Source organism: Gellertiella sp. DMC107, from assembly GCF_056313605.1.
Map to the genome: position 1 here is coordinate 358,348 of NZ_JBQUZZ010000002.1, position 26,835 is coordinate 385,182.

At 65.1% G+C, this 26,835-nt stretch carries 28 protein-coding genes; 11 read left to right on the forward strand and 17 right to left on the reverse strand.

Annotated elements, in window-relative coordinates; genetic code table 11:
* Nucleotides 1-47: 47 nt before the first annotated feature.
* The 3 genes from ACT54B_RS07145 to ACT54B_RS07155 are packed head-to-tail and all read right to left on the reverse strand — an operon-like array spanning nucleotide 48 to nucleotide 2,767.
* On the reverse strand, nucleotides 48-920 hold the full coding sequence (locus ACT54B_RS07145) for an NAD(P)-dependent oxidoreductase (protein WP_476043927.1): 873 nt from the start codon (nucleotides 918-920) through the stop codon (nucleotides 48-50).
* Nucleotides 917-2,062: a tRNA epoxyqueuosine(34) reductase QueG gene (gene queG, locus ACT54B_RS07150; protein WP_476043929.1), complete on the reverse strand. Its 1,146-nt coding sequence runs from the start codon at nucleotides 2,060-2,062 to the stop codon at nucleotides 917-919. Before queG ends, ACT54B_RS07145 begins: the two co-directional genes overlap by 4 nt.
* A gap of 12 nt (nucleotides 2,063-2,074) precedes the next feature.
* Nucleotides 2,075-2,767, reverse strand: coding sequence for a glutathione S-transferase family protein (locus ACT54B_RS07155; RefSeq protein ID WP_476043931.1), 693 nt, complete (start codon nucleotides 2,765-2,767; stop codon nucleotides 2,075-2,077).
* A 144-nt stretch (nucleotides 2,768-2,911) separates the two neighbouring features.
* Here ACT54B_RS07155 and ACT54B_RS07160 point away from each other — a divergent pair, with 144 nt between their 5' ends.
* Complete coding sequence (locus ACT54B_RS07160; RefSeq protein ID WP_476043933.1) at nucleotides 2,912-3,718, forward strand: undecaprenyl-diphosphate phosphatase; 807 nt, start codon at nucleotides 2,912-2,914, stop codon at nucleotides 3,716-3,718.
* A gap of 97 nt (nucleotides 3,719-3,815) precedes the next feature.
* Here the strand turns inward: ACT54B_RS07160 and ACT54B_RS07165 are convergent, their stop codons facing one another.
* From ACT54B_RS07165 to dnaN, 6 genes are all read right to left on the reverse strand, one after another.
* Nucleotides 3,816-3,980, reverse strand: a complete 165-nt coding sequence (locus ACT54B_RS07165; protein ID WP_476043935.1) for a hypothetical protein — start codon at nucleotides 3,978-3,980, stop codon at nucleotides 3,816-3,818.
* 241 nt (nucleotides 3,981-4,221) lie between these two features.
* Nucleotides 4,222-5,202, reverse strand: a complete 981-nt coding sequence (locus ACT54B_RS07170) for a complex I NDUFA9 subunit family protein (protein WP_476043937.1) — start codon at nucleotides 5,200-5,202, stop codon at nucleotides 4,222-4,224.
* A gap of 148 nt (nucleotides 5,203-5,350) precedes the next feature.
* Complete coding sequence (locus ACT54B_RS07175) at nucleotides 5,351-5,638, reverse strand: DUF1330 domain-containing protein (RefSeq protein ID WP_476043939.1); 288 nt, start codon at nucleotides 5,636-5,638, stop codon at nucleotides 5,351-5,353.
* 32 nt (nucleotides 5,639-5,670) lie between these two features.
* Nucleotides 5,671-6,360 carry an orotidine-5'-phosphate decarboxylase gene (gene pyrF, locus ACT54B_RS07180; RefSeq protein WP_476043940.1) on the reverse strand — a complete coding sequence of 230 codons (690 nt, stop codon included), beginning with the start codon at nucleotides 6,358-6,360 and terminating at the stop codon, nucleotides 5,671-5,673.
* Nucleotides 6,361-6,466: 106 nt separating this feature from the next.
* Complete coding sequence (gene pmtA / locus ACT54B_RS07185) at nucleotides 6,467-7,060, reverse strand: phospholipid N-methyltransferase PmtA (protein WP_476043941.1); 594 nt, start codon at nucleotides 7,058-7,060, stop codon at nucleotides 6,467-6,469.
* Nucleotides 7,061-7,214: 154 nt separating this feature from the next.
* Entirely contained in the window at nucleotides 7,215-8,333 is a 1,119-nt protein-coding gene (dnaN, locus tag ACT54B_RS07190; RefSeq protein WP_476043942.1) for a DNA polymerase III subunit beta, read from the reverse strand.
* Nucleotides 8,334-8,585: 252 nt separating this feature from the next.
* On the opposite strand from dnaN, the gene rsmI reads away from it, so the two are divergent.
* From rsmI to ACT54B_RS07220, 6 genes are all read left to right on the forward strand, one after another.
* Nucleotides 8,586-9,512: a 16S rRNA (cytidine(1402)-2'-O)-methyltransferase gene (gene rsmI, locus ACT54B_RS07195; RefSeq protein WP_476044799.1), complete on the forward strand. Its 927-nt coding sequence runs from the start codon at nucleotides 8,586-8,588 to the stop codon at nucleotides 9,510-9,512.
* Nucleotides 9,493-9,858 carry a YraN family protein gene (locus ACT54B_RS07200; protein WP_476043943.1) on the forward strand — a complete coding sequence of 122 codons (366 nt, stop codon included), beginning with the start codon at nucleotides 9,493-9,495 and terminating at the stop codon, nucleotides 9,856-9,858. Before rsmI ends, ACT54B_RS07200 begins: the two co-directional genes overlap by 20 nt.
* Nucleotides 9,859-9,949: 91 nt before the next feature.
* Nucleotides 9,950-10,456, forward strand: a complete 507-nt coding sequence (locus tag ACT54B_RS07205) for a cupin domain-containing protein (protein ID WP_476043944.1) — start codon at nucleotides 9,950-9,952, stop codon at nucleotides 10,454-10,456.
* Between the two features lie 91 nt (nucleotides 10,457-10,547).
* Nucleotides 10,548-11,495: a glutathione synthase gene (gene gshB / locus ACT54B_RS07210; protein ID WP_476043946.1), complete on the forward strand. Its 948-nt coding sequence runs from the start codon at nucleotides 10,548-10,550 to the stop codon at nucleotides 11,493-11,495.
* Nucleotides 11,496-11,682: 187 nt separating this feature from the next.
* Nucleotides 11,683-13,215 (forward strand): YifB family Mg chelatase-like AAA ATPase, encoded by a 1,533-nt coding sequence (locus ACT54B_RS07215; protein ID WP_476043947.1) that lies wholly within the window; start codon nucleotides 11,683-11,685, stop codon nucleotides 13,213-13,215.
* 38 nt (nucleotides 13,216-13,253) lie between these two features.
* Nucleotides 13,254-14,159, forward strand: coding sequence for a GNAT family N-acetyltransferase (locus tag ACT54B_RS07220; RefSeq protein WP_476043948.1), 906 nt, complete (start codon nucleotides 13,254-13,256; stop codon nucleotides 14,157-14,159).
* Nucleotides 14,160-14,237: 78 nt separating this feature from the next.
* On the opposite strand, the gene cysK is transcribed toward ACT54B_RS07220, so the two are convergent.
* The 3 genes from cysK to dut form a co-directional block, all read right to left on the reverse strand.
* Nucleotides 14,238-15,206, reverse strand: coding sequence for a cysteine synthase A (cysK, locus tag ACT54B_RS07225; protein ID WP_476043950.1), 969 nt, complete (start codon nucleotides 15,204-15,206; stop codon nucleotides 14,238-14,240).
* Nucleotides 15,207-15,330: 124 nt separating this feature from the next.
* Entirely contained in the window at nucleotides 15,331-15,945 is a 615-nt protein-coding gene (locus ACT54B_RS07230) for a LysE family translocator (protein ID WP_476043952.1), read from the reverse strand.
* A gap of 239 nt (nucleotides 15,946-16,184) precedes the next feature.
* The gene (gene dut, locus ACT54B_RS07235) at nucleotides 16,185-16,664 is read right to left on the reverse strand and encodes a dUTP diphosphatase (protein WP_476043954.1); all 480 of its coding nucleotides are present in this window, start codon (nucleotides 16,662-16,664) and stop codon (nucleotides 16,185-16,187) included.
* 86 nt (nucleotides 16,665-16,750) lie between these two features.
* Here dut and ACT54B_RS07240 point away from each other — a divergent pair, with 86 nt between their 5' ends.
* Entirely contained in the window at nucleotides 16,751-18,334 is a 1,584-nt protein-coding gene (locus ACT54B_RS07240; protein WP_476043955.1) for a peptide chain release factor 3, read from the forward strand.
* A 4-nt stretch (nucleotides 18,335-18,338) separates the two neighbouring features.
* Here the strand turns inward: ACT54B_RS07240 and ACT54B_RS07245 are convergent, their stop codons facing one another.
* Entirely contained in the window at nucleotides 18,339-18,737 is a 399-nt protein-coding gene (locus tag ACT54B_RS07245) for a GFA family protein (protein ID WP_476043957.1), read from the reverse strand.
* A gap of 77 nt (nucleotides 18,738-18,814) precedes the next feature.
* On the reverse strand, nucleotides 18,815-19,726 hold the full coding sequence (locus tag ACT54B_RS07250; protein ID WP_476043958.1) for a pirin family protein: 912 nt from the start codon (nucleotides 19,724-19,726) through the stop codon (nucleotides 18,815-18,817).
* Nucleotides 19,727-19,966: 240 nt separating this feature from the next.
* On the opposite strand from ACT54B_RS07250, the gene ACT54B_RS07255 reads away from it, so the two are divergent.
* Complete coding sequence (locus ACT54B_RS07255; protein WP_476043959.1) at nucleotides 19,967-20,779, forward strand: class II glutamine amidotransferase; 813 nt, start codon at nucleotides 19,967-19,969, stop codon at nucleotides 20,777-20,779.
* A 6-nt stretch (nucleotides 20,780-20,785) separates the two neighbouring features.
* On the opposite strand, the gene ACT54B_RS07260 is transcribed toward ACT54B_RS07255, so the two are convergent.
* The 3 genes from ACT54B_RS07260 to ACT54B_RS07270 all read right to left on the reverse strand — a co-directional run bounded on the left by ACT54B_RS07260 (nucleotide 20,786) and on the right by ACT54B_RS07270 (nucleotide 24,378).
* Nucleotides 20,786-21,148, reverse strand: a complete 363-nt coding sequence (locus ACT54B_RS07260; protein WP_476043961.1) for an MmcQ/YjbR family DNA-binding protein — start codon at nucleotides 21,146-21,148, stop codon at nucleotides 20,786-20,788.
* Nucleotides 21,145-22,353, reverse strand: coding sequence for a bifunctional phosphopantothenoylcysteine decarboxylase/phosphopantothenate--cysteine ligase CoaBC (gene coaBC / locus ACT54B_RS07265; protein WP_476043963.1), 1,209 nt, complete (start codon nucleotides 22,351-22,353; stop codon nucleotides 21,145-21,147). The genes ACT54B_RS07260 and coaBC overlap by 4 nt, the downstream gene beginning before the upstream one ends.
* 120 nt (nucleotides 22,354-22,473) lie before the next feature.
* Nucleotides 22,474-24,378 carry a DEAD/DEAH box helicase gene (locus ACT54B_RS07270; protein ID WP_476043964.1) on the reverse strand — a complete coding sequence of 635 codons (1,905 nt, stop codon included), beginning with the start codon at nucleotides 24,376-24,378 and terminating at the stop codon, nucleotides 22,474-22,476.
* Between the two features lie 302 nt (nucleotides 24,379-24,680).
* On the opposite strand from ACT54B_RS07270, the gene ACT54B_RS07275 reads away from it, so the two are divergent.
* The gene (locus tag ACT54B_RS07275; protein WP_476043965.1) at nucleotides 24,681-25,415 is read left to right on the forward strand and encodes a metallophosphoesterase family protein; all 735 of its coding nucleotides are present in this window, start codon (nucleotides 24,681-24,683) and stop codon (nucleotides 25,413-25,415) included.
* Between the two features lie 5 nt (nucleotides 25,416-25,420).
* Nucleotides 25,421-26,827: a serine/threonine protein kinase gene (locus ACT54B_RS07280; protein WP_476043967.1), complete on the forward strand. Its 1,407-nt coding sequence runs from the start codon at nucleotides 25,421-25,423 to the stop codon at nucleotides 26,825-26,827.
* The last annotated feature ends 8 nt before the right edge of the window (nucleotides 26,828-26,835 follow it).

The window sequence follows — 26,835 nt, forward strand, 5'->3', positions numbered from 1 at the left end:
AATTTTCCGAATGACCGCGCGCGGTCGCGGATCGAGGGCGGAAGAAATCAGTCCTTCTGCCACCCGTCACGGTAGAGCTGGGCGAGCGATTCTCGATATTCGGGAAACTGGAAGACAAAGCCCGTGGCCTTCAGCCGGGCATTCGAAACCCGCTGGTTCTTGCCATAGAAGGACCGCGCCATGGGGGACAGGTCGGCCGTTTCGAAATCCTGCTCCGGCGGTGGCTCGACGCCCATCAGCCGGGCGGCCTCCGTCACCACGTCCTGCGGCGGGGCGGGCTCGTCATCGGTGACATTATAGATGCCGCCGAGCGCGCCCGTCGCCAGATGCAGGGCGGCGCGGCCGATATCCTCGACGCGGATGCGGTTGAAGACCTGACCGGGCTTGATCAGCCGCCGGGCGGTGCCCTGGGTAAGATTGACGAAGGTGTTGCGGCCCGGCCCGTAAATGCCCGAAAGCCGCAGAACGGCCACCGGCACGCCGAGGCGCGCGCCGAGCTGAAGCCAGTCCCGCTCCGCGACCAGCCGTTCGGCGCCGCGGGCGGCTTCCGGCCGGCATTCGGTATCCTCCGTCACCCAGCCGCCGTCATGATCGCCATAGACGCCGACGGTGGAGAGATAGCCGATCCATTTCAGCCGGGGCAGCAGATCCCGGGCCTCTGCGCCGAGCAGGCCCGGCAGGGAATCGCCCTCCGGCCCCGGTGAGACGGATTGCACGAGATGGGTGACGCCCGACAGCGCCCGCGCCAGCTCCCCGGACAGGGTCTGCCCGTCATAAAGATAGGCGGAAATGCCGGCCGACCGCAGGCCGACGGCCTTTTCCGGGCTGCGTGTGGTGCCCGAGACGGCAAAACCTGCGCCCATGAAGGCCGAAGCGATGGCCTTGCCGGAATAGCCGGCGCCGAAAATCATCAGGCTCATACGGGTCTCTCCCATTCCTCGATCACCGAAGCATCGGTTTCCGCCTGCCGTTGTGCCGCAAACCGCGCCGCGACGGAAGGCCCGGCGAGCCGTTTCAGCGCCCAGACCGCCATGGCCCTGACGACAGGCGAGGCGTCGTCAAGCAGAGGCGCGCAGGCCCCGACCAGATCGTCCCGGCCGGAATTGCCCGCCGCGATCAGCACATTGCGGATAAAGCGGTCCCGGCCGATCCGCTTCACCGGCGAGCCGGAGAACAGCGCCCGGAAGGCCGCATCGTCGAGCGTCAGCAGATGGGCGATCTCCGGCTCCTTCAGCGCGTCCCGCGCCTTCAGCTTCGCCTCGCGCGCCTCCGCCGCGAACTTGTTCCACGGGCAGGCGGCGAGACAGTCGTCGCAGCCATAGATGCGGTTGCCGAAGAGCGGACGCAAATCCGGGTCGATCGGTCCCTTGTGCTCGATGGTGAGATAGGAGATGCAACGCCGCGCATCGATCCGGTAGGGCGCCGGGAAGGCATCGGTCGGGCAGGCCTCGAGACAGGCGCGGCAGCGTCCGCAATGGTCCGCCTCCGGTTCGTCCGGCATAAGCGCGGCGGTGGTGAAGATCGAGCCGAGGAACAGCCAGGAACCGAAATCGCGGCTGACCAGATTGGTGTGCTTGCCCTGCCAGCCGAGCCCGGCCGCCGCGGCGAGCGGCTTTTCCATCACCGGCGCCGTATCCACGAAAACCTTCACATCCGCGCCGGAGCGCGCGGCAAAACGGGTCGCGATCTCCTTCAGCCGGCCCTTGACGATGTCGTGATAGTCGCGGTTGCGGGCATAGACGGAAATATGGGCGCGATCCCGTTTCTGCTGGAGGTGGCGGGGGTCTTCCTCCGGCCCGTAATTGAGGCCCAGCATGACGATGCTTTTCACCTCGCCCCACAGATGGGCGGGCTGGCTTCGCCGCTCTTCGGTTTCCGGCATCCACTCCATCGTGCCGTGATAGCCGGCGGCGATGAATGCCCGGAGCCGGGCGGCAGCTTCGGGGATGCGATCGGGAAGCGTGATGCGGCAGAGATCGAAGCCGACGGCGTCCGCCTCGGCCTTCACGAAGGCGGTCAGTTTTTCCGCCCGCGCCTGCTCTTTCGCCGCGTCGCCCGCCATCGGCGCGGCTTCTCAGAAATCCAGATCGGCGTAATGCGAAACCGGCGTCAGCCCGCGCACGCGATCATTGAGCAGCGGCCGGAAGGAGGGCCGCGATTTCACCCGCTGGTACCAGTCCTTGACGAGCGGGCTTTCGTTCCAGTCGATCTCGCCGAGATAGTCGAGCACGGAAAGCCCGGCCGCCGCCGCGAGATCCGCATAGCTCATCCGCTCGCCGGCCAGCCACTGGCGCGAGCCCGCAAGCCAGGTGAGATATTTCATGTGCTGGCGGATATTGGCGCGCGCCGTGCGCAGCACCTTGGAATCCGGAGCGCCGCCGCCCTGATCGGCGGTCATCTGCAGCTTGAAGGCCCGTTCCCGCGCGAGCGGCCGCGTGACATCCTGCTCCATCTTGACGAGGAACCATTCCGTCAGCCGCCGGATCTCGGCGCGCTGGAACGGATCCTCGGCCAGCAGCCGCCGGTCGCGCTTCAGGACGCCATGGGTCTCGTCCAGATATTCGGAAATCACGGTCGCACCGCAGAGCGCCCGCATGCTGTCGTCCACATAGACGGGCAGGGTGCCGGCCGGGTTCAAGGCCAGGAAATCCCGGCGCTTTTCCCACGGCTGCTCCTCGATCAGGTCCACCTGATAATTGTATTCCGTCAAGATCAGGCGGACGAAGCGCGATGCTGATGACATCGGGTGATGATAGAGCGTGGGCATGGATACTCGAGAAAATCCGTTTGTCCCCAGAGCTTTGCGCATCATTGCGCCTCTGGTCATAAAGGGTTCAGCAAAGCTATAGGTCGTTGCATCTCGCAACACAAGCGAATCAGCCGTTTTCACCATGTTTCAGAAGGAAAATGCATGGCAGACCAATCCATCGTCAGCGCGCTCGTGCTGGGCCTCATCGAGGGGCTTACCGAGTTCATCCCGGTTTCCTCCACCGCGCACGTGCTGCTGGCGGAGCATTTTCTGGGCTTCACCTCGCCGGGCAATACCTTTCCGGTGCTGATCCAGCTCGGCGCCATCCTCGCCATCCTGCTGGTCTATTTCCGCAAGCTGTGGGACATCGTGACCGCCCTGCCGTCGAGCCCGACCGCCCGGCGTTTCGTGGTGACGGTGCTGGTCGCCTTCTTTCCCGCCGCCATCATCGGCGCGCTCGCCCATGATTTCATCAAGCGCGTGCTGTTCGAAACCCCGGCGCTCATCTGCGTGGTGCTGATCGTCGGCGGCGTCATCCTGCTTTTCGTCGACCGGATGACCTTCAAGCCGAAATATCGCAACATCATGGATTATCCGCCGTCACTTGCCTTCAAGATCGGCCTCTTCCAGTGCCTGGCGATGATCCCCGGCACCTCGCGCTCCGGCGCCACCATCGTCGGCGCGCTGCTGATGGGGGCGGACAAGCGCTCGGCGGCGGAATTCTCCTTCTTCCTCGCCATGCCCACCATGGTCGGGGCCTTCGCGCTCGACCTCTACAAGAACCGCCATCTCATGACCTTCGACGGCGCCTCGCTGATCGCGGTCGGCTTCGTCATGGCCTTCGTCTCGGCTCTCTTCGTGGTGCGCTCGCTCCTCGATTTCGTCTCGAAGCGCGGCTATTCGGTCTTCGCCTGGTGGCGCATCGCCGTCGGCCTGGCCGGCCTTGCGGGCCTGATGCTGGTGCACTGAGCCAAAGAAAAGGCCGGCGAAAGCCGGCCTTTTTCATCACAGCCCGTCCCGTCGCAAAGCCGCGAAACGGCGATCCTTTGCGGGATGGGGGGAGTGTTTATTCTGCAACCTTCACGGGGATCGAGCCGGTGACGCAGGGATCGACGCCATAGGCGGGGCTGCATTCCGGGCTGCCGGCGGCGACGGTGCCGGGGGCAAGGAAGGAACCAGCAATAACAACGAGTGCCGCACACGCGAAAAACAGTGCGATGGACTTGCCCATGGAAAGTGCCTCATGATGGGATTTGGTGGATGGCGTCTGGCCGATTCCCCGTCGGCTTCGCGCGGTTATTAGTCTTTACAGTTTCCGACATCAATAGAAGAGTTTGCTAAACCTTCGGTTAACGAGACACTGACAATTCGATTGTGGCCGGTTTGCAATGTTTTAATGCAGTTCTGGCCGCAACGGTTCCCCGCGCGGCCAGAAAAGCGTTACAATCCAGTCTGTTCGGGCATCTTGCCCGTCAGGCGGCCTTGCCGGATCCGGTGAACTGTCCTTCCGGCCGGTACTGCACCAGGTAGGAGGGCAGAACGGCGCTCGGAATGGCCGGGCTGATGCCCATGCCCTTCAGCGTGCGGCCTTCCTTTTCGGCCGCGTCCGACACCACGTTGTCCGATTTCAGCAGCGTGACCTGGTCGGGCGTGATCGGCGCGTCGACGAAGGGTACGAGGCTGGCGACCGAGCCCAGCAGCGAGGCGATGCCGAAGGGCAGGGAGACGAAGGAACGCTTGCGTTCGGTGACGTCGAGCATCAGTTCCAGGCACTCGCGGAACGAGAGAATTTCCGGGCCGCCCAGTTCATAGACCGTGCCGGCCTTCAGCTGGCCCTCGACGGCGCGGGCAACCGCCTCCGCCACATCTTCCACATAGACCGGCTGGAAGCGGGTCTTGCCGCCGCCGACGAGCGGAAGCACGGGCATGCTGCGCGCCATGGAGGCGAAACGGTTGAAGAAATCGTCCTCCGGTCCGAAGACGATGGAGGGACGCAGAATCACCGCATCCGGCTTGATCGACAGCACGGCGGCTTCTGCCTTGCCCTTGGTGCGGGCATAGGCGGATTCCGATTGCGCATCGGCACCGATGGCGGAGACATGGGTCAGCGTCGCGCCGACGCCGCGGGCCGCTTCCGCAATCGCACGGGCGCCGAATTCCTGCACGGCCTCGAAGGTGTTGCGGCCCTTGTTGGCCAGAAGCCCCACGCAATTGACCACGTGATCAGCGCCCTGCACGGCCGCATCCACGGACCAGCGATAACGCAGGTTCGCCTGCACGAAGGAAATCTGCCCGACATTGCCGAGCGGCTGCAGGAAGCCGGCGAGATCGGGCCGGCGCACGGCGACCCGGATGCGGTAACCGCGGCGGGCGAGCGCCCTGACCACATGCCGCCCGATGAAGCCCGAGCCGCCGAACACGGTCACCAGCGGGGGAAGGTTGGACAGGGTCATTGCGCGCTCCTTGTTTGTGCGGGCCATCGGGCCTGAGCCCGACTCTGCGGGCAGCCATCTCTTTGCCGCTCTATTAGCGGAAAAGCGCGGCAAGGTGAAGGGCTTCAGCGCAGCCCTTCATACCCTGCCTCAACCATCCTGACGGATGTCAAATCCCCTCGACAACAACCATTTCCGCATCGGCCACCTTCTGGCGGATTTTCGCGGCGATCTGGTATTCGGGCGAGTTGTAGCAATCGACCGCATGCTGCAGCGAGGGAAATTCGATCACCACATTGCGGGCGCGGGCCGGACCTTCCAGTTCGACGAAAGCGCCGCCGCGCGCGAGGAAGTTCGCGCCATATTTCTCGAAGGCGGGCTTGGCCGCCGCCACGTAATCCTTGTAGTTCTCGGTGTCGCGCACATCGACGCGGGCAATCCAGTATCCCTTGGGCATGTTTTTCCTCCTGAAAGAATGGGTGAAAGCGGTCAGGCGCCGGCCATTTCGGCCAGAATGGCGCGCGCCGCGGCCAGCGGATCCGGAGCCTTGACGATGGGGCGGGCAACGACCAGATGGCTCGATCCGGCCCGCAGCGCATCGGCCGGCGTCATCACGCGCTTCTGGTCGCCCGCATCGGCGCCGGCCGGGCGGATGCCGGGCGTTACCACGGCCATGTCAGGCCCGAGAATCTGGCGCACCGCGCGGGCCTCTTCGGCAGAGCAGACAATGCCGCCCATGCCCGCCGCGCGCGCCTGTTCGGCGCGGCGCAGCACCAGCGTGTGCGGATCGTATTCGTAGCCGGCTTCGACCATGTCCGCCTCGTCCATCGAGGTCAGCACCGTCACGCCGAGCAGGCAGAGATCCGACCCCTTGGCCGCAGAGACCGCCGCGCGCATGGCCTTCGGATAGGCATGCAGCGTCAGCATGGACATGCCCATCTTGACGATGTTCTCGACGCCGGAGGCGACCGTGTTGTCGATGTCGAGCAGCTTCATGTCGAGGAAGACCTTCTTGCCCGAGCGGGCAAGGTCGCGGGCCAGTTCCAGGCCGCCCGCAAAGACCAGCTGGTAGCCGATCTTGTAGAACAGGATGTCCTCGCCAAGCGTGGCCACCAGGCCTTCGGCTTCCTTCACGGTCGGAACGTCGAGGCCGACGATCAGTCTTTCGCGGGGCGTCATGGTTGCATCATCCTCTCGGGCTGTTTCCGGGTGAGTGCCATGCAAAGCGGCAGCCCGCAAGACGGCTTCGGAAACTTCACCCGGAATTGCCCGGCAAAATGTAAGGTCAGGGGCGGGTATAGAGCCAGATCTGCGCCGGCGGGATGTTGCGCACGATGAAATCGAAATGCTTGATCCGGTAGCGGTCGGGCTGGGCGACGATGGGCGAGACCGGACCATAGCTGAACTGCACGACAGGCCGCCCGGGCGGCAGGCGGTCAAGCAGCGATTCCAGCAGCTTCACCCGCTGATGCATGGGGAAATTCAGAAGCGGCAGGCCCGAAATGGCCGCATCGAAGCGCTGGTCTTCGAGATGGGAAAGCGTGTCGTCGAGATCGAAGGCATCGCCATGGATGAAATGCACGCCCGGATAGGCGCCCTTCAGATGGGCGATGAAACTGTCGGAATATTCGATCGAATAGATGCGTTCCGGGGAAATGCCGCGCTCCAGGATGGCCCGGGTGATCACGCCGGTGCCGGGCCCGAGTTCCAGGACAGGCAGGGTCGAGGCGGGATTGACGACGCTCGCCATCCGGCGCGCCGTATGGACCGAGGTCGGCATGATCGCCCCGACGGTCTTGGGCTTGTCCATCATGCCGCGGATGAAACGGATTTCTTCGCCGAATTTCTGCTCGATCCGCTCTTTGATGCGCAATCCCATGTGCCGCCGGCCCCCACCAGTTCATTGTTGGGCAAATCAGGATATTCACTCCCGCCAGAGAGGCGAGGATTGAGCCCTTTTTGTGAATATACGCGCAACGAAGCCCCCGTGCGCGCAAATTCTTTGCAAAGCCTTAACGCGGCCGGTCGCGGCGTCAGACCCGCATCGGCATCAGCACGTAGAGGGCGTCATCGCCGGCGAGATCGCGGATCAGCGTCGGCGAGCCCGCATCCGCCAGCAGGAAGATCGCATCCGTGCCGGACAGCTGGCCGGTAATGTCGAGCAGGTAGCGGGCATTGAAGCCGATTTCCATCGGATCGCTGTCATAGCTGACGGCGACTTCTTCCGTCGCACTGCCGGAATCCGGATTGTTGACCGTCAGCGTCAGCTGGCCGTCGCCGATCGCCAGCTTCACGGCGCGGCCGCGCTCGGAGGAAATGGTGGAGACGCGGTCCACCGCCTGGGCGAAGCTGGAGCAATCCACCCGCATTTCCCGGTCGTTGTTGGCGGGAATGACCCGCTGGTAATCCGGGAATGTGCCGTCGATCAGCTTCGAGGTCAGAACGATGGAGCCGATGGTGATGCGGATCTTCGCGTCGGAAACCTCCATCGTCACCATGGCGTCCGGCTGGTCGACGAGCTTCTGCAACTCGCCCACGGTCTTGCGCGGAATGATGATACCAGGCATGCCTTCCGAGCCCGAGGGGGCGATCACGTCGGCGCGGGCGAGGCGATGGCCGTCAGTGGCGACCGCGCGGATCTTCAGCTCCCCGCCGGCCTCGATCGTGTGCAGGAAGATGCCGTTCAGATAGTAGCGGGTTTCTTCGGTGGAGATCGCGAACTGGGTGCGGTCGATCAGCATCTTCAGGTCGGCGGCCTTCAGGCTGAAGGCGTGGCTGAAGCTGCCGGCGGTGAGATCGGGAAAATCCGCTTCCGGCAGGCATTGCAGCGAAAACTTCGAGCGGCCCGAGGCCACCGTCATGGTCGAGCCATCCGGATTGGTGGCCAGCAGCACTTCCGCGCCGTCGGAAAGCTTGCGCACGATGTCATAGAGCAGATGGGCGGGCACCGTGGTGGCGCCGGCCTGTTCCACATTGGCGGGCGTCGCCTCGGTGATTTCGAGATCGAGGTCGGTCGCCTTCATGTCCAGATTGGTGCCGTTCGCCCGAAGCAGCACGTTGGACAGGATCGGGATCGTGTTCCGGCGCTCCACCACGCGGTGAACATGGTTCAGCGATTTCAGCAGATTGGAACGCTCGAGAGTGATACGCATGGAGTGATACTCTTTCGATCAACGACGGCCGTCGAATGCGGCTATGAAGACAGGTTTTCCCTCCGGCCCTGTGCCAGAAGAGAACGGACGGGCAAAATGGCAGAATTTCCAGCCGGATTGCAAGCGAAGAACGGCGGCATTCCAGCGAGGCCGCCTTTTCCACCGTTTTCCACATGAGCCCACCCGCTTGCCGCATCGGCCGCGCTCGACCATAAGGGACGGAAGCGACATGGAAGCGGGGCCTCGCCGATGATGCATGAAACCAATCAAACTGCGGAAAAGCCGACGCGCACCTATCGCCTGCACAATGCCAGCATTCCGGCGCGGCCGCTGGAACCGGCGCTCTATCTGGTGGCGACGCCCATCGGCAATCTCGGCGATATCACGCTGCGTGCGCTGGAAGTGCTGGCCGGCGCCGACCTGCTGGCCTGCGAGGATACGCGCGTCACCCGCGTCCTTCTCGACCGTTTCGGCATCGCGACCCGGCCCTATGCCTATCACGAGCACAATGCCAACGAGGCCGGGCCGAAGCTGATTGCCGCGCTGAAGGCGGGGCAATCGGTGGCGCTCGTTTCCGATGCCGGCACGCCGCTCGTCTCCGATCCCGGCTACCGGCTGGCCGAGACAGCGCTTGCCGAGGGGCTGAAGGTGGTGCCCATTCCCGGCGCGTCGGCCCCGCTCGCGGCCCTGGTCGGCTCCGGCCTGCCGAACGAAAGCTTTCTCTTCGCGGGCTTCCTGCCCACCAAGGACAAGGCCCGGCGCGACCGGCTGGGCGAATTTGCCAGCCTTCGCTCCACGCTCATCTTCTTTGAATCGCCCCACCGGATCGCCTCGACGCTTTCGGCGGCAGCGGATGTGTTCGGGGCCGATCGCCCCGCCGCCGTCTGCCGCGAACTGACCAAGGCCTATGAGGAATTCAGCCGGGGGCCGCTCGACCAGCTGGCGGAGGATTTCGCCGGTCGCAGCGTCAAGGGCGAGATCGTGCTGGTCATCGGCCCGGCGCCCGAGGGGCCGGAAACCCCGCTGGAGGATGTAGATGCGCTGCTGCTTGCGGAAGCCGGTCGCCAGTCTGCCGGCAAGGCCGCCTCCGAGGTCGCCCGGCTGACGGGCCTGCCGCGCAAGGTGCTCTACCAGCGGCTCATCGCGCTGAGGGGCGGGGATGGCGGCGAGACCGAGTGAAACCCGCCGCCGCGCCGAACGGCACGGCCGGCTCGCGGAAGGGGCCGCAGCCCTCTCGCTCCTGTTGCGCGGCTATCGCATCCTCGCCCTGCGGCACCGGACCCCGCTGGGCGAGATCGACCTCATCGCGCGGAAGGGGGATCTGGTCGTCTTCGTGGAGGTCAAGGCAAGGCGCGGCGAAACCGCTGCCCTCGATGCCGTCACCGCCACCGCTGCCCGGCGCATCCGGGCCGCGAGCGATCTCTGGCTTTCAAGGCAGCCGGATGCCCATCGCCTGTCCAGCCGCTTCGATATCGTCGCCGTCCTGCCCTGGCGCTGGCCCCGGCATTTTCCGGATGCCTTCTGATCCGGAATTGTCTCGCATTTGAACGATCTCCCTAACCGCGTTTCAATCCGGGGTAGTTATGTTCTTTTACATAACAATATCGGAGTTGCCCGTGGTCTGGAAATTTTTTGCAGCCAGCGCCCTCGCCATGGCGGCGCGTGACCTGTCTTTCAACAAGCCGAAGCGGAAGTTCCCGGCGCTCGTGGCGGGCCATCCGTCTGCGCTGAAACTCCGGGATGCGACCATCGATCCGTCCTGGATCATTTCCGGCAATCCGCAGGCCCGGCTTGCGGAACATTCCCGCAGTGTCGACGGGGCGGCCGCCACCGCAATCTGGGAATGCACGGCCGGCACCTTCCGCTGGTTCTTCGCCTGGGACGAAACGGTCGTCATCCTCGATGGCGGCGTGCACGTGACCGACGAGGACGGCGTGGAACGCATGCTGAAGGCTGGCGACATCGCCTATTTCAAGGCGGGCAGCTGGGCCACGTGGAGCATCGAGAGCCATGTGCGGAAGATCGCCTTCGTGCGCCGGCCCTTCCCGCAGGTCGTCGCCCGGACCTGGAGAATGATCAAGTCGCTGCGCCAGTCGGCCACCGGCACCGGGCTCGGCGGCTGATCCTTCAAAAAGCCTCTGTCCCGACCGTTGCGTTTCGCAAGGCCCCGTCCTACATGATGGGGCCACGGCTTGAGCAAGGATCGGGGCGGAAATGGCAGCCATCAAGAATGTCGCGGTCCAGATGGACCATGTATCCTCCATCAATATTGCGGGGGATTCGACCTTCGCCATGAGCCTCGAGGCCCAGTCCCGCGGCTACAGGCTCTTCCATTACACGCCGAACCAGCTCTCGCTGCGCGACGGCAAGGTCTATGCCACCGTCGAGCCCATGGAGCTGCGCGACGAGAAGGGCAACCACTACACGCTCGGCCCGCAGGAGCGGGTGGATCTTTCCACCATGGACGTGGTGCTGCTGCGCCAGGACCCGCCCTTCGACATGGCCTATATCACCTCCACCCATCTGCTCGAACGGGTCCACCCGAAGACGCTCGTCGTCAACGATCCGAACTGGGTGCGCAATTCGCCGGAAAAGATCTTCGTCACCGAATTCGAGGATCTGATGCCGAAGACGCTGATTACCCGCGATGTGGGCGAGATCGCCCGCTTCCGCGAGGAAATGGGCGACATCATCCTTAAGCCGCTTTACGGCAATGGCGGGGCTGGCGTGTTCCACTCCTCGCGCGATGACCGCAACTTCACCTCCCTGCTCGAAATGTTCGGCCAGATGTTCCGCGAACCCTATATCGCGCAGCAATATCTGCCGGCCGTGCGCAAGGGCGACAAGCGCATCCTGCTCGTCGACGGCGAGCCGGTCGGCGCGATCAACCGCGTGCCGGCCGAGCATGACAGCCGCTCCAACATGCATGTGGGCGGCCGCGCCGAACCGACCGAGCTCACCGCCCGCGAGCGGGAGATCTGCGCCCGCATCGGCCCGGCGCTCAAAGCCCGCGGCTTCCTGCTCGTCGGCATCGATGTCATCGGCGATTACATGACCGAGATCAACGTGACCTCGCCCACCGGCCTGCGCGAGGTGAAGCGCTTCGGCGGCGCCGATATCGCGGCCCTGCTCTGGGACGCCATCGAGGCCAAGCGCCGCTGATCCCGCCCGGGCAGCGGTCCCCCTTTGTTCCGGTTTGCAACCGGGTACATCGCGAGAACCCGTTTTCGGCGTGATTGTTCACACCCTGTTCTTGTTGAATAGATGAGAATATGCAAATGTGCAGCTTGAGGGCTGCATCCGGTTGCGAAGATCGCGCGCGACATGACCGGCCCGGATCGGGGGCAGGGTGGTTGCAAGGGTCAGTACGATCGCGTTTCAGGGGATAGAAGGCGTGCCGGTGGAGGTGCAGGTTCTGCTGAGCCCCGGCAAGATCAACATGCATATCGTCGGCCTGCCGGACAAGGCGGTGGCCGAAAGCCGCGAGCGCGTGCAGGGTGCGCTGCATGCCTCGGGTCTGGCCATGCCCGCCAAGAAGATCACCATCAATCTGGCGCCCGCCGACCTGCCGAAGGAAGGCAGCCATTTCGACCTGCCCATCGCGCTTGGCCTGATGGCGGCGCTGGGCGCCATTCCGGGCGATGCGCTGGCCGGTTATGTGGTGCTGGGCGAGCTGAACCTCGACGGTACGCTGGCGCCGATTGCCGGGGCACTGCCTGCCGCCATCGGTGCGCATGGTCTGGGCAAGGGCCTGATCTGCCCGGCAGAATGCGGGCCGGAAGCGGCCTGGGCGGGGGAGGGGCTCGATATTCTCGCCCCCCGCAGCCTGATCGCGCTGGCCAACCATTTTCGCGGCACCCAGGTGCTGACGCGCCCGCAGCCGGCGGTGCGCCAGCCTGCGGGCGACCTGCCCGATCTTGCCGACATCAAGGGCCAGGAAAGCGCCCGGCGCGCCCTGGAAGTGGCCGCCGCCGGCGGGCACAATCTGCTGATGATCGGGCCGCCCGGATCGGGAAAATCCATGCTGGCCGCCCGTCTCGCCTCCATCCTGCCGCCGCTCTCGCCGGCGGAATTGCTGGAAGTGTCGATGATCCACTCCATGGCCGGCCAGCTGCCGGGCGGCCGCCTTTCGGACCGGCGTCCCTTCCGCGCGCCGCACCATTCCGCCACCATGGCGGCGCTGGTCGGCGGCGGCTTGCGGGCCCGGCCGGGCGAGGCATCGCTCGCCCATCATGGCGTGCTCTTCCTTGACGAACTGCCGGAATTCTCGCCACAGGTGCTGGATGCGCTGCGCCAGCCGCTGGAAACCGGCGAATGCGTGATCGCGCGGGCCAATCACCGGGTCACCTATCCCGCGGAAATCCAGCTTGTCGCCGCGATGAATCCCTGCCGCTGCGGCATGGCGGGCGAGCCCGGGCGCGGCTGCGCGCGCCAGCCCCGCTGCATCGGCGATTATCAGGCCCGCATTTCCGGCCCGCTGCTCGACCGCATCGATATCCGGATCGACGTGCCGGCGGTGGCCGCCCTTGACCTGATCCGGCCCGGCACATCCGAAACGAGCGGCGCAGTCGCGCTGCGCGTCGCCCGCGCCCGCGCCCTGCAGAAGCAGCGCTCCGAAAGCCTGGGCGACGCGGCCGCCACCTGCAATGCCCGCGCCGCCACGAGCCTGATCGAAAGGATCGCGGAACCGGATTCCGGCGGCCTCCAGCTCTTGCGGGATGCGGCGGAAAAGCTGAAATTCTCGGCGCGCGGATATCACCGGGTGCTGAAGGTCGCCCGCACGCTGGCCGATCTCGATGGCGAGCCACGGGTGGGGCGGGTGCATCTCGCGGAAGCCATCGCCTACCGCATGGCGGGAGACAGGATATCGACCGCCGCCTGAGCGGCATTCGGGGAGGGCAGGGAAACCTGCAGGCAAGCATGGCGCCAACGGGCCGGATCATCCGCATCAACAGCCAGACACCGGAATGGCACGCGGCCTTTTTCGCCCATGCCGAGGCGGCCTTTGCCATCGATTTCCGGCCCTGGGCGCATCATCTGGGCTGGAGCCGCACCTATGAAGTGGCGGCCCTTATGGAGGACGGCCGCATTCTCTCCACGGTCGGCATGACCCGCATGGCGCTCTCGCTGGCCGACCGGGAACTGGGCCGCGACTTCCGCCGGCTGGTGGAGGGTGTGCAGCTCGGTTCGGTGGCCACCGTTCCCGACCGGCAGGGCGCGGGGCTGGGCCGCCACCTGATGGAACAGGTGCTCGCGGAGATCGACGCGAAGGCCTGGCCGGTGCTGCTCTTTTCCAACGAGCGGTCGCTCGACTACTATCCCCGCTTCGGCTTCCGGCCGGTGGACAGCATGCGCTATCGCTGGACGACGGACATGGAACCACGGCCGGGTCCCCCGCCGCTGCGGTTCGACGTCAAATCCGCCCGGGACCGTGGCCGCATGGCGGCGCTGCTGACCGGAAACCGCTCCCATGGCGGCGGCCTGTCCGCCCGGCCCGATCCATGGGTCATTCTATGGTATCTGTTCAATACGCCGGCCCAGGGTGTGTTCCTGCCCGGCGGCAGGGCGCTGGTCTTCCTGGAGGAGGAGGACGAGACCCTCATTATCCGCGAATGGCTGGGCGAGAAGCCGCGCCTTCTGGACGACGTCCTGCCGGGGCTTCTGTCTCGCCCGGTGCGGCAGGTCGAATTCGGCTTCGCGCCACCCGCCGGCTGGCTGCTTCCGGGTGTGGAAAGGGCGCCGGATCCGGACAGCCGGCTCTTCCTGCGCGGGCTGGAGCTGGTGCCCGACGTGCCGATCTGCTTTCCGGATTTTCTGAGAACCTGAACGCCGGCATCCTTCGCCGGCCGCAGACAAAAAAAGGGGCGCCGGAGCGCCCCGTCATTGCGTGTCGTCCAGCCGTTCTCAGCCGCCGAGCCCGTCGAAGAGGGCCGTCGACAGATAGCGTTCGGCAAAGGAGGGGATGATGACCACGATGGTCTTGCCCTCGTTTTCCGGCCGCTGGCCCACCTTGATGGCCGCCGTCAGCGCGGCGCCGGAGGAGATGCCGACCGGCACGCCCTCGAGCCGCGCCACGAGCCGCGCAGTCTCGAACGCCTCGTCATTGCCGACGGTGACGATCTCGTCATAGATCTCCCGGTCGAGAATGGCCGGGGCAAAGCCCGCGCCAATGCCCTGGATCTTGTGCGGGCCGGGATTGCCGCCGGAAAGAACCGGGCTGTCTGCCGGCTCGACAGCCACCACCTTGAGGCCCGGCTTGCGGGATTTCAGCACCTGGCCCGTGCCGGTGATGGTGCCGCCCGTGCCGATGCCGGACACGAAGATATCGACTTGGCCATCCGTATCGTTCCAGATTTCCTCGGCGGTCGTCTTGCGGTGGATTTCCGGGTTGGCGGGGTTTTCGAACTGCTGGGGAATGATGGCGTCGGGGTTGGTGGCGGCCAGTTCCTCGGCCTTGGCAATCGCCCCCTTCATGCCCTTGGGGCCTTCGGTCAGCACCAGTTCCGCACCCAGCAGCGCCAGCATCTTGCGGCGCTCGATGGACATGGTTTCCGGCATGGTGAGAATGAGCTTGTAGCCCTTGGCAGCCGCCGCGAAGGCCAGCGCAATGCCCGTATTGCCGGAAGTCGGCTCGATCAGCACGGTCTTGCCGGGGGTGATCTTGCCCTGCGCTTCCAGCGTTTCGATCATCGCCACGCCGATGCGGTCCTTGACCGAGGCGATGGGGTTGAAGAATTCCAGCTTGGCGAGGAGATGGGCCTTGACGCCCTTTTCCTTCGCCAGCTTGTCGAGCCGGACGATGGGGGTATCGCCGATCGTGTCGGTGATCGAGGCATAGATGCGGCCGCGGCCGGGCTTTCTGGCGTCAGACATAAACCAATCTCCCTTTGTTTGAAGCAAACATAGGCGAGACGCGGCAAAGGATAAAGCCATCCGACGCCACGGTCTGCGCAAAGCCGGGAATGCCATTCCCCAAGCGCGGCGCTTGCAGAAAAAATCAGCTCCGGGCGATGATCATGGTGGCCGCACCCGCCATGAAGCCGGCGGCCGTCCGGTTCAGAAGCTGCATCTTCTTCGGCTCCGCCAGCCAGTCGCGCGCCTTGCCGGCAAGCATCATATAGGGCGTGAGGACCACCAGCAGCACGAGGAAGGTGACGACCGAGAGTTCGGCAAACTGCGGCAGGCCCACCTTGGTCAGATCGATCACGGCAGGCACGATGCCGAGATAGAACAGCATGGTCTTCGGATTGCCCAGCGTCAGCGTCAGGCCGGACAGGAAGCACTTGAACCCGTCGAGCGGCTTCTTCTCACTGTTCACATCGATCTTCATGCCAGATTTCCAGAGCCCCCAGGCGAGGTAGATGAGATAGGCGGCCCCGGCATATTTGATCGCCATGAAGGCATAGCCGAAGGTCTGCGCCACATAGGCAAGCCCGAGGATAACAGCCGTCAGATAGAGGATGTCCCCGAGGATCAGCCCGAACGCCATCGGATAGGCGGTCCGGAACCCCTGTCCCAGCGCGCGGGCCACCACCGCCGTGATCCCCGGTCCGGGAATGGCGGCTGCGATGAACAGGGCAAGGCTGTAGCTGAAAAAATCGGTCGCGCTCATGGGGATCTCGGAGGGGTGCAGGAACTGTTTCTTCTGGAATGCCTAATTCAGCGGCTGAATGCAAGCAGGCAAACGAAGATCTGGTCTGGGCCTTCCGGCGATAAACCCGCCTATGGCATCAAGCCGTTCCCTTAGAAAGCGAAAGGCCCCGGTAAACCGAGGCCATGGCGCCGACCGGGAACGAACTCCCAATCCACTTGGTAGAAACATACTGAGTATGTGATGTTCCTTCAAGAGCCTCAGTTCAGCCCTGTCGAGCCGAAGCCGCCGGCGCCGCGGTCGGTGGCGGTGGCAAGGGCGGTTTCGGTGAGGATGGCCTGCACGACGGGGGCGATGATCATCTGCGCGATCCGCATGCCCCGTTCGATGACGAATTTCTCCTCGCCCAGATTGACGAGCAGAACCTGCACCTCGCCGCGATAATCGCTGTCGATGGTGCCGGGCGTGTTGAGGCAGGTGACGCCGTTCTTGAAGGCGAGGCCGGAGCGCGGCCGGATCTGCGCCTCGAAACCCTGCGGGATCTCGAAAATCAGGCCGGTCGGCACCAGCGCCCGCTTGCCGGGCTTCAGCGTCAGGCGCTCGCCCTCGGGGATTGCCGCGCGCAGGTCCATGCCCGCGGAGCCGGGCGTCTCGTAGGCGGGCAGATCGAGGCCGTGCCCATGCGGCAGGCGGACGATGCCGATGACGGGAGCGGCGGTTTTCGGGGCGGTTTCGGACATGGTTGACCCTTCGGCGGCGGTTCTACAATTGCATCTCGCCCGTCTAGCCGCTAGAAGACCGGCCATTCAACAGGAATTTCATGCTTATGGCCGAATCCCTTGCCGAAGCGGTTTCCCGCCGCCGCACCTTCGCGATCATTTCCCACCCGGACGCCGGTAAGACGACGTTGACGGAAAAGCTGCTGCTGTTCGGCGGCGCCATCCAGCTCGCCGGTGAAGTGAAGGCCAAGAAGGATCGCATCCAGACCCGGTCGGACTGGATGAAGATCGAGCGCGAGCGCGGCATTTCGGTCGTCACCTCGGTCATGACCTTCGAATACAATGACACGGTCTTCAACCTGCTCGATACGCCCGGCCACGAGGACTTTGCCGACGACACCTATCGCACGCTGACGGCGGTCGATGCGGCCGTCATGGTCATCGACGCCGCCAAGGGCATCGAGCCGCGCACGCTGAAGCTCTTCGAAGTCTGCCGCATGCGCGACATCCCGATCATCACCTTCGTCAACAAGATGGACCGCGAAAGCCGCGATCCCTTCGAGATCCTGGACGAGGTGGAGCAGAAGCTGGCGCTGGATACCGCGCCCGTCACCTGGCCGATCGGCCGGGCGAAGAGCTTCTGCGGCTCCTATCATCTGGCGAAGAACGAGGTGCGCGGCTCCGACACGGAAGAGAAGACCACGCCGGTCAACGGCCCGCAGGCGATTGCCGAGCGGCTGCCGGAAAACGAGCGCGCGGCCTTCATCGACGAGATGGAACTCGCCATCGAGGCCTGCCGCCCCTTCGACCGGGAAAGCTTCCTTGAAGGGCATCTGACGCCGGTCTTCTTCGGCTCGGCGCTGCGCAATTACGGCGTGCGCGATCTCATCAACGCGCTGGCCGACTATGCGCCGCCGCCGCGCGATCAGGTGGCCGATGTGCGCACCGTGCACGCGACCGACGAGAAGATGACCGCCTTCGTCTTCAAGATCCAGGCGAACATGGATCCGAACCACCGCGACCGCATCGCCTTCGTGCGCGTCTGCTCCGGCAAGCTGGAGCGGGGCATGAAGGCCAAGCTTTCGCGCACGGGCAAGCAGATGGGGCTTTCCGCGCCGCAATTCTTCTTCGCCTCGCAGCGTCAGCTCGCCGACACGGCTTATGCCGGTGACGTGGTGGGCATTCCGAACCACGGGACGCTCCGCATCGGCGATACGCTGACCGAGGGCGAAAGCCTCGTCTTCCAGGGGGTGCCGAACTTTGCGCCGGAAATCCTGCGCCGCGTGCGGCTCGAAGATGCGATGAAGGCGAAGAAGCTGAAGGAAGCGCTCCAGCAGATGGCGGAAGAGGGCGTCGTGCAGCTCTTCTCGCCGGAAGACGGGTCGCCGGCCATCGTCGGCGTGGTCGGCGCGCTGCAGCTCGACGTGCTGAAGGAACGCCTCCAGGCCGAATATGGCCTGCCGGTCTCCTTCGAAATGTCGCGCTTTTCCGTCTGCCGCTGGATTTCGGCGGATAACAATGCGGACCTCGAAAAGTTCATCACCCAGAAGCGCGGCGATATCGCCCGCGATCTCGATGGCGACCCGGTCTTCCTCGCGCAGGACGGCTTCTCGCTGCGCTACGAGTCGGAACGCTCCCCGGCCATCAAGATGGTGGCGATCAAGGAATACCACGCCGTCAAGGCGGCGTGATACTTCAGCCCGGCGGCGTGACCTCGAGCGCCGTCAGGTTCTGCGCCCAGGCAAATCCGGAGGCGATCCAGGTCTGGCGGGCGGGCGTGAGCGCCTGCCGCTGCCGGATCGTGCCGATCCGGATGCCGACCTTCTCCTCGCCCTCGCCGATCCGGTAGAGGTTGGAGCCGCAGGTCTCGCAGAAATATTGCTCGCTCTTGCGGCCGCTGCCGCCCGTCTTCACATAAGCCTTTGCCGTGCCGCGCGTCACGCGGAAGTCCTTGCGCATGGCGGTCACGGTCGCGCGATAGGGCGAGCCGGAAAAGGCCTGACAATCGGTGCAGTGGCAAAGCCCGATCTCCGGCGAGAGGAGCTCCGCCTCATAGGCGATGGCCCCGCAGAAACATTCCCCGTCGATATGCATGATCCCGCATCTCCAGAACTGAAAAGGCCCCGCCCCCATGAGCTAGGGGCGGGGCCTCGTTCTTCAAGGAGGAGAAATCAGTGGCCCGACTTGATGAAGGTGCCGTTCTGCAGCTCGCGCATGGCCTGCATGATCTCCTCGCGGCTGTTCATCACGATGGGGCCGTGCCAGGCGACAGGCTCCTCGATGGGCTTGCCGGAGACGAGCAGGAAGCGGATGCCCTGTTCGCCGGCCTGCACGGTCACTTCGTCCCCCGTATCGAACACCACGAGCGTGCGGTTGCCGGACATGTCGCGGATATTCACTTCCTCGCCGTTCACCTCCTTCTCGACGCGGACGCCGAAGGGCTTGGACGCATCGCGGAAGGTGCCGGAGCCGGCGAAGATATAGGCGAAGGCCTTGCGGTAGGTATCGACCGGCAGCACCTTTTTCTTGCCCGGGGGAACCGAGACGTCAAGATAGACCGGCTCGGCGGCAATGCCGTCCACCGGGCCGGACTTGCCCCAGAAGCTGCCGCAGATGACGCGCACCGCCGTGCCGTCGTCATCGACGACAACAGGGATATCGGCGGACTTCACGTCCTGATAGCGCGGCGCGGTCATCTTCAGCGTGGAGGGCAGGTTCGCCCAGAGCTGGAAGCCATGCATGCGCCCGGCGAAATCGCCCTGCGGCATTTCCTGGTGCAGGATGCCGGAGCCCGCCGTCATCCACTGCACGTCGCCGGCGCCGAGCACGCCGCGATTGCCGAGGCTGTCGCCGTGCTCGACGGTGCCGGCGAGCACATAGGTGATCGTCTCGATGCCGCGATGGGGATGCCAGGGGAAGCCGCGCAGATATTTCTGCGGCTCGTCATTGCGGAAATCATCCATCATCAGGAAGGGATCGGTGAGCGACGGATCGCCGAAGCCGAAGACGCGGTGCAGGTGCACGCCAGCGCCTTCCATGGTGGGGCGGGCGACGCTCTCGTGCTTGACGGGGCGGATGGACATCGGAAAAGTCCTTTCGGAAAGGGTTTGCTTGGGGCGGAATATATCGCTTTTTTGCCTCTTGCTAAGGGACCCCGCGGGAACGCAGTGTTCACAAGAGCCGCCCTTGCGATGAAAAATAACGATTGCCGGGCTGGCGAACCACATTTTAACCAATTATTAGCCGGATTTATCAAAGCTTGTGGAATGGCAAATTCCACGGCCGGGAGAGACCCCGGTCCCTGATCATCGGAGTGTCCGTTCATGTGCCGCTGGGCAGCCTATCGGGGGGAACCCCTCTATCTCGAAGAGCTGATCACCTCGCCTGCCCATTCGCTCATCGAACAGTCCCACCATGCCACCCGCGCGAAGACGCCGACCAATGGCGACGGCTTCGGGGTTGCCTGGTACGGAGACCGGCCTGAGCCCGGCCGCTACCGGGACATCCTGCCCGCCTGGGCCGATTGCAACCTGAAGAGCATTGCCCGGCAGATCCGCTCGCCGCTCTTCCTCGCCCATGTGCGGGCCGCGACCGGCGGCGGCACCCGGCGCGACAATTGCCATCCCTTCGTCCACGAGAACTGGGCCTTCATGCACAATGGCCAGATCGGCGATTTCGAGCGCGTGCGCCGGCCGATGGAAACCATGCTGGGCGACGATCTCTACAATGCCCGCTGCGGCACGACGGATAGCGAACTCATCTTCCTGCTCGCCTTCCATTTCGGCCTGCGCGAGGATCCGCTGCGCGCCTTTGCCGATGCGATCGGCTTCATCGAGCGGCTGTCCTGGCACATCAACGGCTCGGCGCTGGTGCGCTTCACGGCGGCTTTCTCCAACGGGCGCTCGCTCTTTGCCATCCGCTATGCGACCGACCGCAAGGCCCCGACGCTCTATGCCGCGCCGATGGGCAAGGGCCAGGGCTATTGCCTCGTCTCCGAGCCTTTGGATGACGATATCGATACCTGGGTGGAAATTCCCGATGGCAGCGCCGTCACCATCGGCGAGGAAGGCCTCGATCTCGTCATGTTCGAGCCGGGCAATTCCATTGCCCTCCAGCCCGCCCGCGAAGTGGTGTGATTTCGCCTAGAGAGGAATGCCGAGCTCGGCCCTGAGCTTCTTCGTCAGCCCCGCAGCGACGAGCCCATGGGAACGGGTGAGGTAGTAGCCAAGATCTTCTTCGGAAAGCGGCGCGCCCTCGCGGATCGACACCCATTTGCGCTTGGCGAAATAGGGGGCCTGCTCGATGCCCTCAAGGGCCGTCAGAATCTCGAAGCTTTCCTCCGTCACCTTCACCACGAGACGCGCTTGCCCGCCCGCGCCATTGAGGAGGGTGAAAACCTTGTCTCCCACCTTGGCGACCCGGCTTTCCCACTGGTCGACCAGCTTTGTGCCGGGCAGGGCAAGCACGAAGGCGTCGAAATCCGGCTGGCGAAAGAGGTTCGTCATGCGGTCAACCGTGCGGCAATCAGCGCGGCAAGCTTTTCGGCAACGGCCTCCTTCGGCATGTCGGGCCAGGCCTCTACGCCCGCTTTCGAGAGGATTTTCACGCTGTTGCGCGTGCCGCCCATGATGCCGGTTTCCGGCGAGACGTCATTGGCAACGATCAGGTCGGCGCCCTTGCGGGCGAGCTTCGCCAGGCCGTTCTCTTCCACATTCTGGGTCTCGGCGGCAAAGCCGATCACCAGTTTCGGACGCTGGGCATGGTGGCCGACGGTCTTCAGGATATCGGGATTTTCGGTGAGCTGCAGCGGCGCCGGGCCTTGCCCGTCCTGCTTCTTGATCTTCTCGCCGGATTGGGAGGCCACCCGCCAGTCGGCGACGGCGGCCACCATCACGGCGGCATCGGCGGGGAGGGCGGCGAGCACCGCATCGCGCATCTCCTCCGCCCGCTCCACATGGAGGACTTTGACGCCCTTCGGATCGGGAATGGAGACGGGACCGGAAACCAGCGTCACCTCGGCGCCCAGCCGGGCAAGTGCCTCGGCAATCGCATGGCCCTGCCGGCCGGAGGAGCGGTTGGCGATATAGCGGACGGGATCGATGGGCTCGTGGGTCGGGCCTGACGTCATGACAATCCGCTTGCCGGCAAGCGGCTTTGCGGCGGGCGACAGCAGCGCTTCCACGGCCGCGACGATCTCCAGCGGCTCGGCCATGCGGCCGATGCCCGCCTCGCCCTTTTCCGCCATTTCGCCGGCCATCGGCCCGATGAAATGATGTTCGTCCGCCTTGAGGCGTTCCACATTGCGCAGCGTCGCCCGGTTCGCCCACATCGCCGGGTTCATGGCCGGGGCGAGAAGGACGGGTCTGGTGGTGGCGAGCAGCACGGTGGAGGCGAGATCGTCCGCAAGGCCGTTTGCCATCTTCGCCAGGAGATTGGCGGTTGCCGGCGCGACGATGACAAGATCGCAGTCGCGGGCGAGGCGGATATGGCCCACTTCCTGCTCGTCCTCGCGGGAGAAAAGCTCGGTATAGACAGCCGTTGCGGAGAGGGCCCCGACGGCAAGCGGCGTGATGAATTCCTGCGCACCCGCCGTCATGACCGGGATCACCACCGCGCCCCGTTCCTTCAGGCGGCGGATCAGGTCCAGGCTCTTGTAGGCGGCGATGCCGCCGGAAATGACGAGAAGAAGGCGCTTGCCTTGAAGAGACATGGGGGCATCCGGGTCTGTTCGAACTGAGCCGGACCCTAATGGCTGACGCGCCCGCATGCAATGCGAAGCGGTGGAAAGCAAAAGGCCACCGCAGAGGGTGGCCTTTCAGTTCGGGAAATATCAGCCCTTGGCGCGCTTCTTGCCGGCCCAGTTGCCGCCTTCCGGCTTCTGGCGCGGCTTGTCGAAGCCGGGCTTGTTGCCGAAGCGCTGCTTGGAGGCCGGGCGGTCGAAGTCGCGGGCAGCACCTTCATCCGGCTTGCCGCGCTTGGGGCCACGGGGCTTGTCGTCGGCGCGGTCGCGGTTCCAGTCCTTGCGGGGCGCACGCTCGCCGTCGAAATCGCGCGGGGCGGACTTGCGGCCACCCTCCATGTCCGGCTTGCCGGGCAGGGCCTGCACGCGGATCGAGTTTTCCAGCATCTTCTTCGGGCCGAGTGCGGTCTCGAAGGCGTCGACGCTGTCGGCGGCGATTTCCACATAGGTCTCGGCCGGCTGCATCTTGATCTGGCCGATGTCGCGCTTGGCAATATTGCCATTGCGGCAGAGCATCGGGATCAGCCAGCGCGGTTCGGCATTCTGCTTGCGGCCGACGGAAAGCGAGTACCAGACGCTGTCGCCGAAATCGGCGCGCGGGCCGGGGGCGCGGTCGTCCTTCTCGAACTTCGGACGGTCGGGACGTTCCGTGCGTTCACGCTTACGCTTGTTGTCGAAGATCTCGATTTCGATCAGTTCCTCGGGCGCGGAGCGGCCGGCGCTGTAGGCGCGCAGGAAGGCGGCAGCCACCTGCTCGGCGCCGTGGGTGGCGATGAGGGCTGCAACCGCATCGGCCTCTTCCTCACGGATCGGATCGGTGAGCGAGGCATCGGCGAGCATCCGCTCGGCATCGCGGGCGCGGATCTCGTCGGCGGAGGGTGCGTTCACCCAGACCGGCGTGATCGCGGCATCGCCCAGCACGCGCTCGGCGCGGCGACGGGCGCTGACGGGCACGATCAGCGCGCTGACGCCCTTCTGGCCGGCACGGCCGGTCCGGCCCGAGCGGTGCAGCAGGGTTTCGCGGTTGGTCGGCAGATCCGCATGGATGACAAGTTCGAGGCCGGGCAGGTCGATGCCGCGGGCGGCAACGTCGGTTGCGACGCAGACGCGGGCGCGTCCGTCGCGCATGGCCTGCAGCGCATGGCTGCGCTCGTTCTGGGACAGCTCGCCCGACAGCGCCACGACCGAGAAGCCGCGATTGTGCAGGCGGGCCGTCATGTGGTTGACGGCGGCGCGGGTCGAACAGAAGACGATCGCATTGCGGGCTTCGTAGAAGCGCAGCGCGTTGATGATCGCGTTTTCCTTGTCGGCGGGGGCGACGAGCAGCGCGCGATATTCGATATCGTGGTGCTGTTCGGTGTCGCCGGCGGCGGCAATGCGCACCGCATCGTTCTGGTAATTCTTGGCCAGCGTCGCGATGGACTTCGGCACGGTGGCCGAGAACATCATGGTGCGGCGGTCTTCCGGCGAGGATTCGAGGATGAATTCGAGGTCTTCGCGGAAGCCGAGATCGAGCATTTCGTCGGCTTCGTCGAGAACGACGGCGGCGAGATGATCGAGAACCAGCGCGCCACGGGTGATGTGGTCACGCAGACGGCCGGGCGTGCCGACGACGATATGGGCGCCGCGTTCCAGCGTGCGCCGCTCGGTGCGCATGTCCATGCCGCCGACGCAGGACGCAACCACGGCGCCGGTGAGTTCGTAAAGCCATTCCAGTTCGCGCTGAACCTGGAGGGCCAGCTCGCGGGTGGGGGCAACGACGAGGGCCAGCGGCTCGGCGGCGCGGTCGAACCGGTCGCGGCCGGAAAGCAGGTCCGGGGCGAGCGCGAGGCCGAAGGCCACCGTCTTGCCGGAGCCGGTGCGGGCGGAAACCAGCGCATCGCGGCCTTCGAGGGCGGGGTCGAGCATGGATTGCTGGACGGGCGTCAGGCTCGTATAGCCGCGCTTGAGCATTGCTTCGGCAATCGCCGGAACGACGCCTTCAAAAGTGGTCATGAATTGTATCTTTCGGGTTTTGGGATGCCGGTCGCCACATTCCGCGTCCTGCGGCAACAGCTATCCGGCCCTGTCACGCGGCCCTATCGCCGCCCAAGTTGGGGGCTCAGTACGCGAATATGCGTGCTTTGTACAGCGCTAACCCACGCTTTTTGGTCAGGGCAGCCCTTCGCAGGGCGAATACCGGCCGGTTTTTCGGCGAAATTGATGCTTTGCAACACTGATACTTAGGATGAATGGCCGCTTGCAGCGTTCCTCTCTATAGGTGAAAAGGCAGGCTCAACCCCTGGGAGGCGGGTTTCATGCGCATTGCATTCCTTTCCGACATACACGCGAACCGCGAGGCCTTCGAAGCCTGTCTCGCGGCGGTGACGGATGTCGACCGCATCGTGCTGCTCGGCGATATCGTCGGTTATGGCGCCGATCCCGGCTGGTGCGCGGACAAGGCCCGCGAGATCGAGGCGGCCGGCGGGATCGTCATCAAGGGCAATCACGATGCGGCCGCCGTCCATGGCGGTGCCGACATGAACCCGACCGCCCGCATCGCCATCGAGTGGACGCGGGCCATGCTGTCGGAGGGCCAGAAGGCCTGGCTCGACGCTTTGCCGATGTCGGTGACCGATGAGGACCGGCTCTATGTCCATGCGGAGGGCAGCGATCCCGCCCGCTGGATGTATGTGACCGACACCACCGATGCGGGCGCTCATTTTGCCGGCACCTCGGCGCGGGTCTCCTTCTGCGGCCACATCCACCTTCCCTCGCTCTACTGCCTGCCGCAGATCGGCAAGGTGACGAAATTCGTGCCCAATTCCGCCGAGCCCATTCCGTTGCTTGCCCAGCGGCGATGGCTTGCGGTCATGGGCGCGGTCGGCCAGCCCCGCGATGGCAATCCGGCGGCGGCCTTTGCGGTTTACGATACGGTCCGGCGCGAGCTGCGCTATCGGCGTGCGCCCTATGACGTGGAGACGGCACAGGAGAAAATCCGTGCCGCCGGGCTTCCCGAAAGCCTGGCGAGCCGGCTGGCAAGGGGGCATTGAAGCGCATGGCAGGCAAGCTTCAACCGGGCATGGAGCTGGACGGCTTCACGCTGAAGGAACTCGCCCATACGGGCGGCATGGCGCGGCTCTGGATCGTGACCCACCCGGATCACGCGGGCGAGCTCCTGATGAAGGTGCCGATGATCGGCGAGGGCGACGATCCCGCCGCCATCGTCAGCTTCGAGATGGAGCAGATGATCCTGCCGCGGCTTTCCGGAGCCCATGTGCCGAAGCACGTCGCCAACGGGGATTTCGCGGTCCATCCCTATATCGTCATGGAGCGGCTGCCGGGCAAATCCCTCTATCCGCGCCTGAAGGAGCTGCCGCTTCCCTGGAAGGAGGTGGCCGATCTCGGCGTCCGCATCGCCACCGCGCTCGATGCGCTGCATCGCCAGCATGTGGTGCATCTCGATCTCAAGCCGTCCAACATCCTCTTCCGGGAAAGCGGCGAGGCGGTGCTGGTTGATTACGGCCTTGCCCGGCACAATCTCCTGCCCGACCTGATGGAGGAGGAATTCCGCCTGCCCTATGGCACCGCGCCCTATATGGCGCCCGAGCAGATCCTGCGCATCCGCAGCGATTACCGCTCCGATCTCTTCGCGCTCGGCTGCCTGCTCTATTTCTTTGCGACAGGCGAACGCCCCTTCGGCGATCCGCAGCGGCTGAAAGGCCTGAAGAAGCGCCTCTGGCGCGATCCCATGCCGCCGCGCGCGCTGAAGCGGGACATTCCGCCGGCCCTGCAGGAAGTGATCCTGCGGGCGCTGGAGGTGAACCCCAACCGCCGCTTTCCGACGGCGGCCCAGATGGCGGCGGCGCTCAAGGATCTCTCGCAGGTGCCGCTGACGCCCCGCGCCACCAAGATGAAGCGCGATCCCTGCCTGGACGTGGTCCGCCGCCGGTTCAATCCGGAAGACATCCAGCCGCCGAAGCTGAAGCAGCAGGACGGCCAGTGGTCGAATGCGCCCATCGTCGCCGTGGCGCTCGATCTCAGCGACGGTTCGGAGGAGCTGAAGGAGTCGCTGCGCGTCACCACCCAGCGCATCATCGAAAAATCGCCGGAAGCCCGCGTCGCCTGCATCAATATTCTGAAGATCAACCGCCTCGCCCTCGATACGACGCTGGACGAGGAGGGGCAGAACAAGCATGTGCAGCGGCTGGTGGAGCTGAAAAGCTGGGCGGAAGCGCTGAAGGCGCCGGAAGGATCCGTCACCTTCCACGTGCTGGAAGCCGTCTCGCCGGCGGATGCGATCCTCGATTATGCCCGGCAGAACTATGTCGACCACATCGTGATGGGCGCGCGTGCCGCCTCCACCATGCGCTCGCTGCTGGGCAGCGTTTCCGGCGAAGTGGCGGCGCACGCGCCCTGCACGGTGACCGTGGTGCGAAACCGGGCCGCCCCCGCGGGGGAATAGGCCCGGTC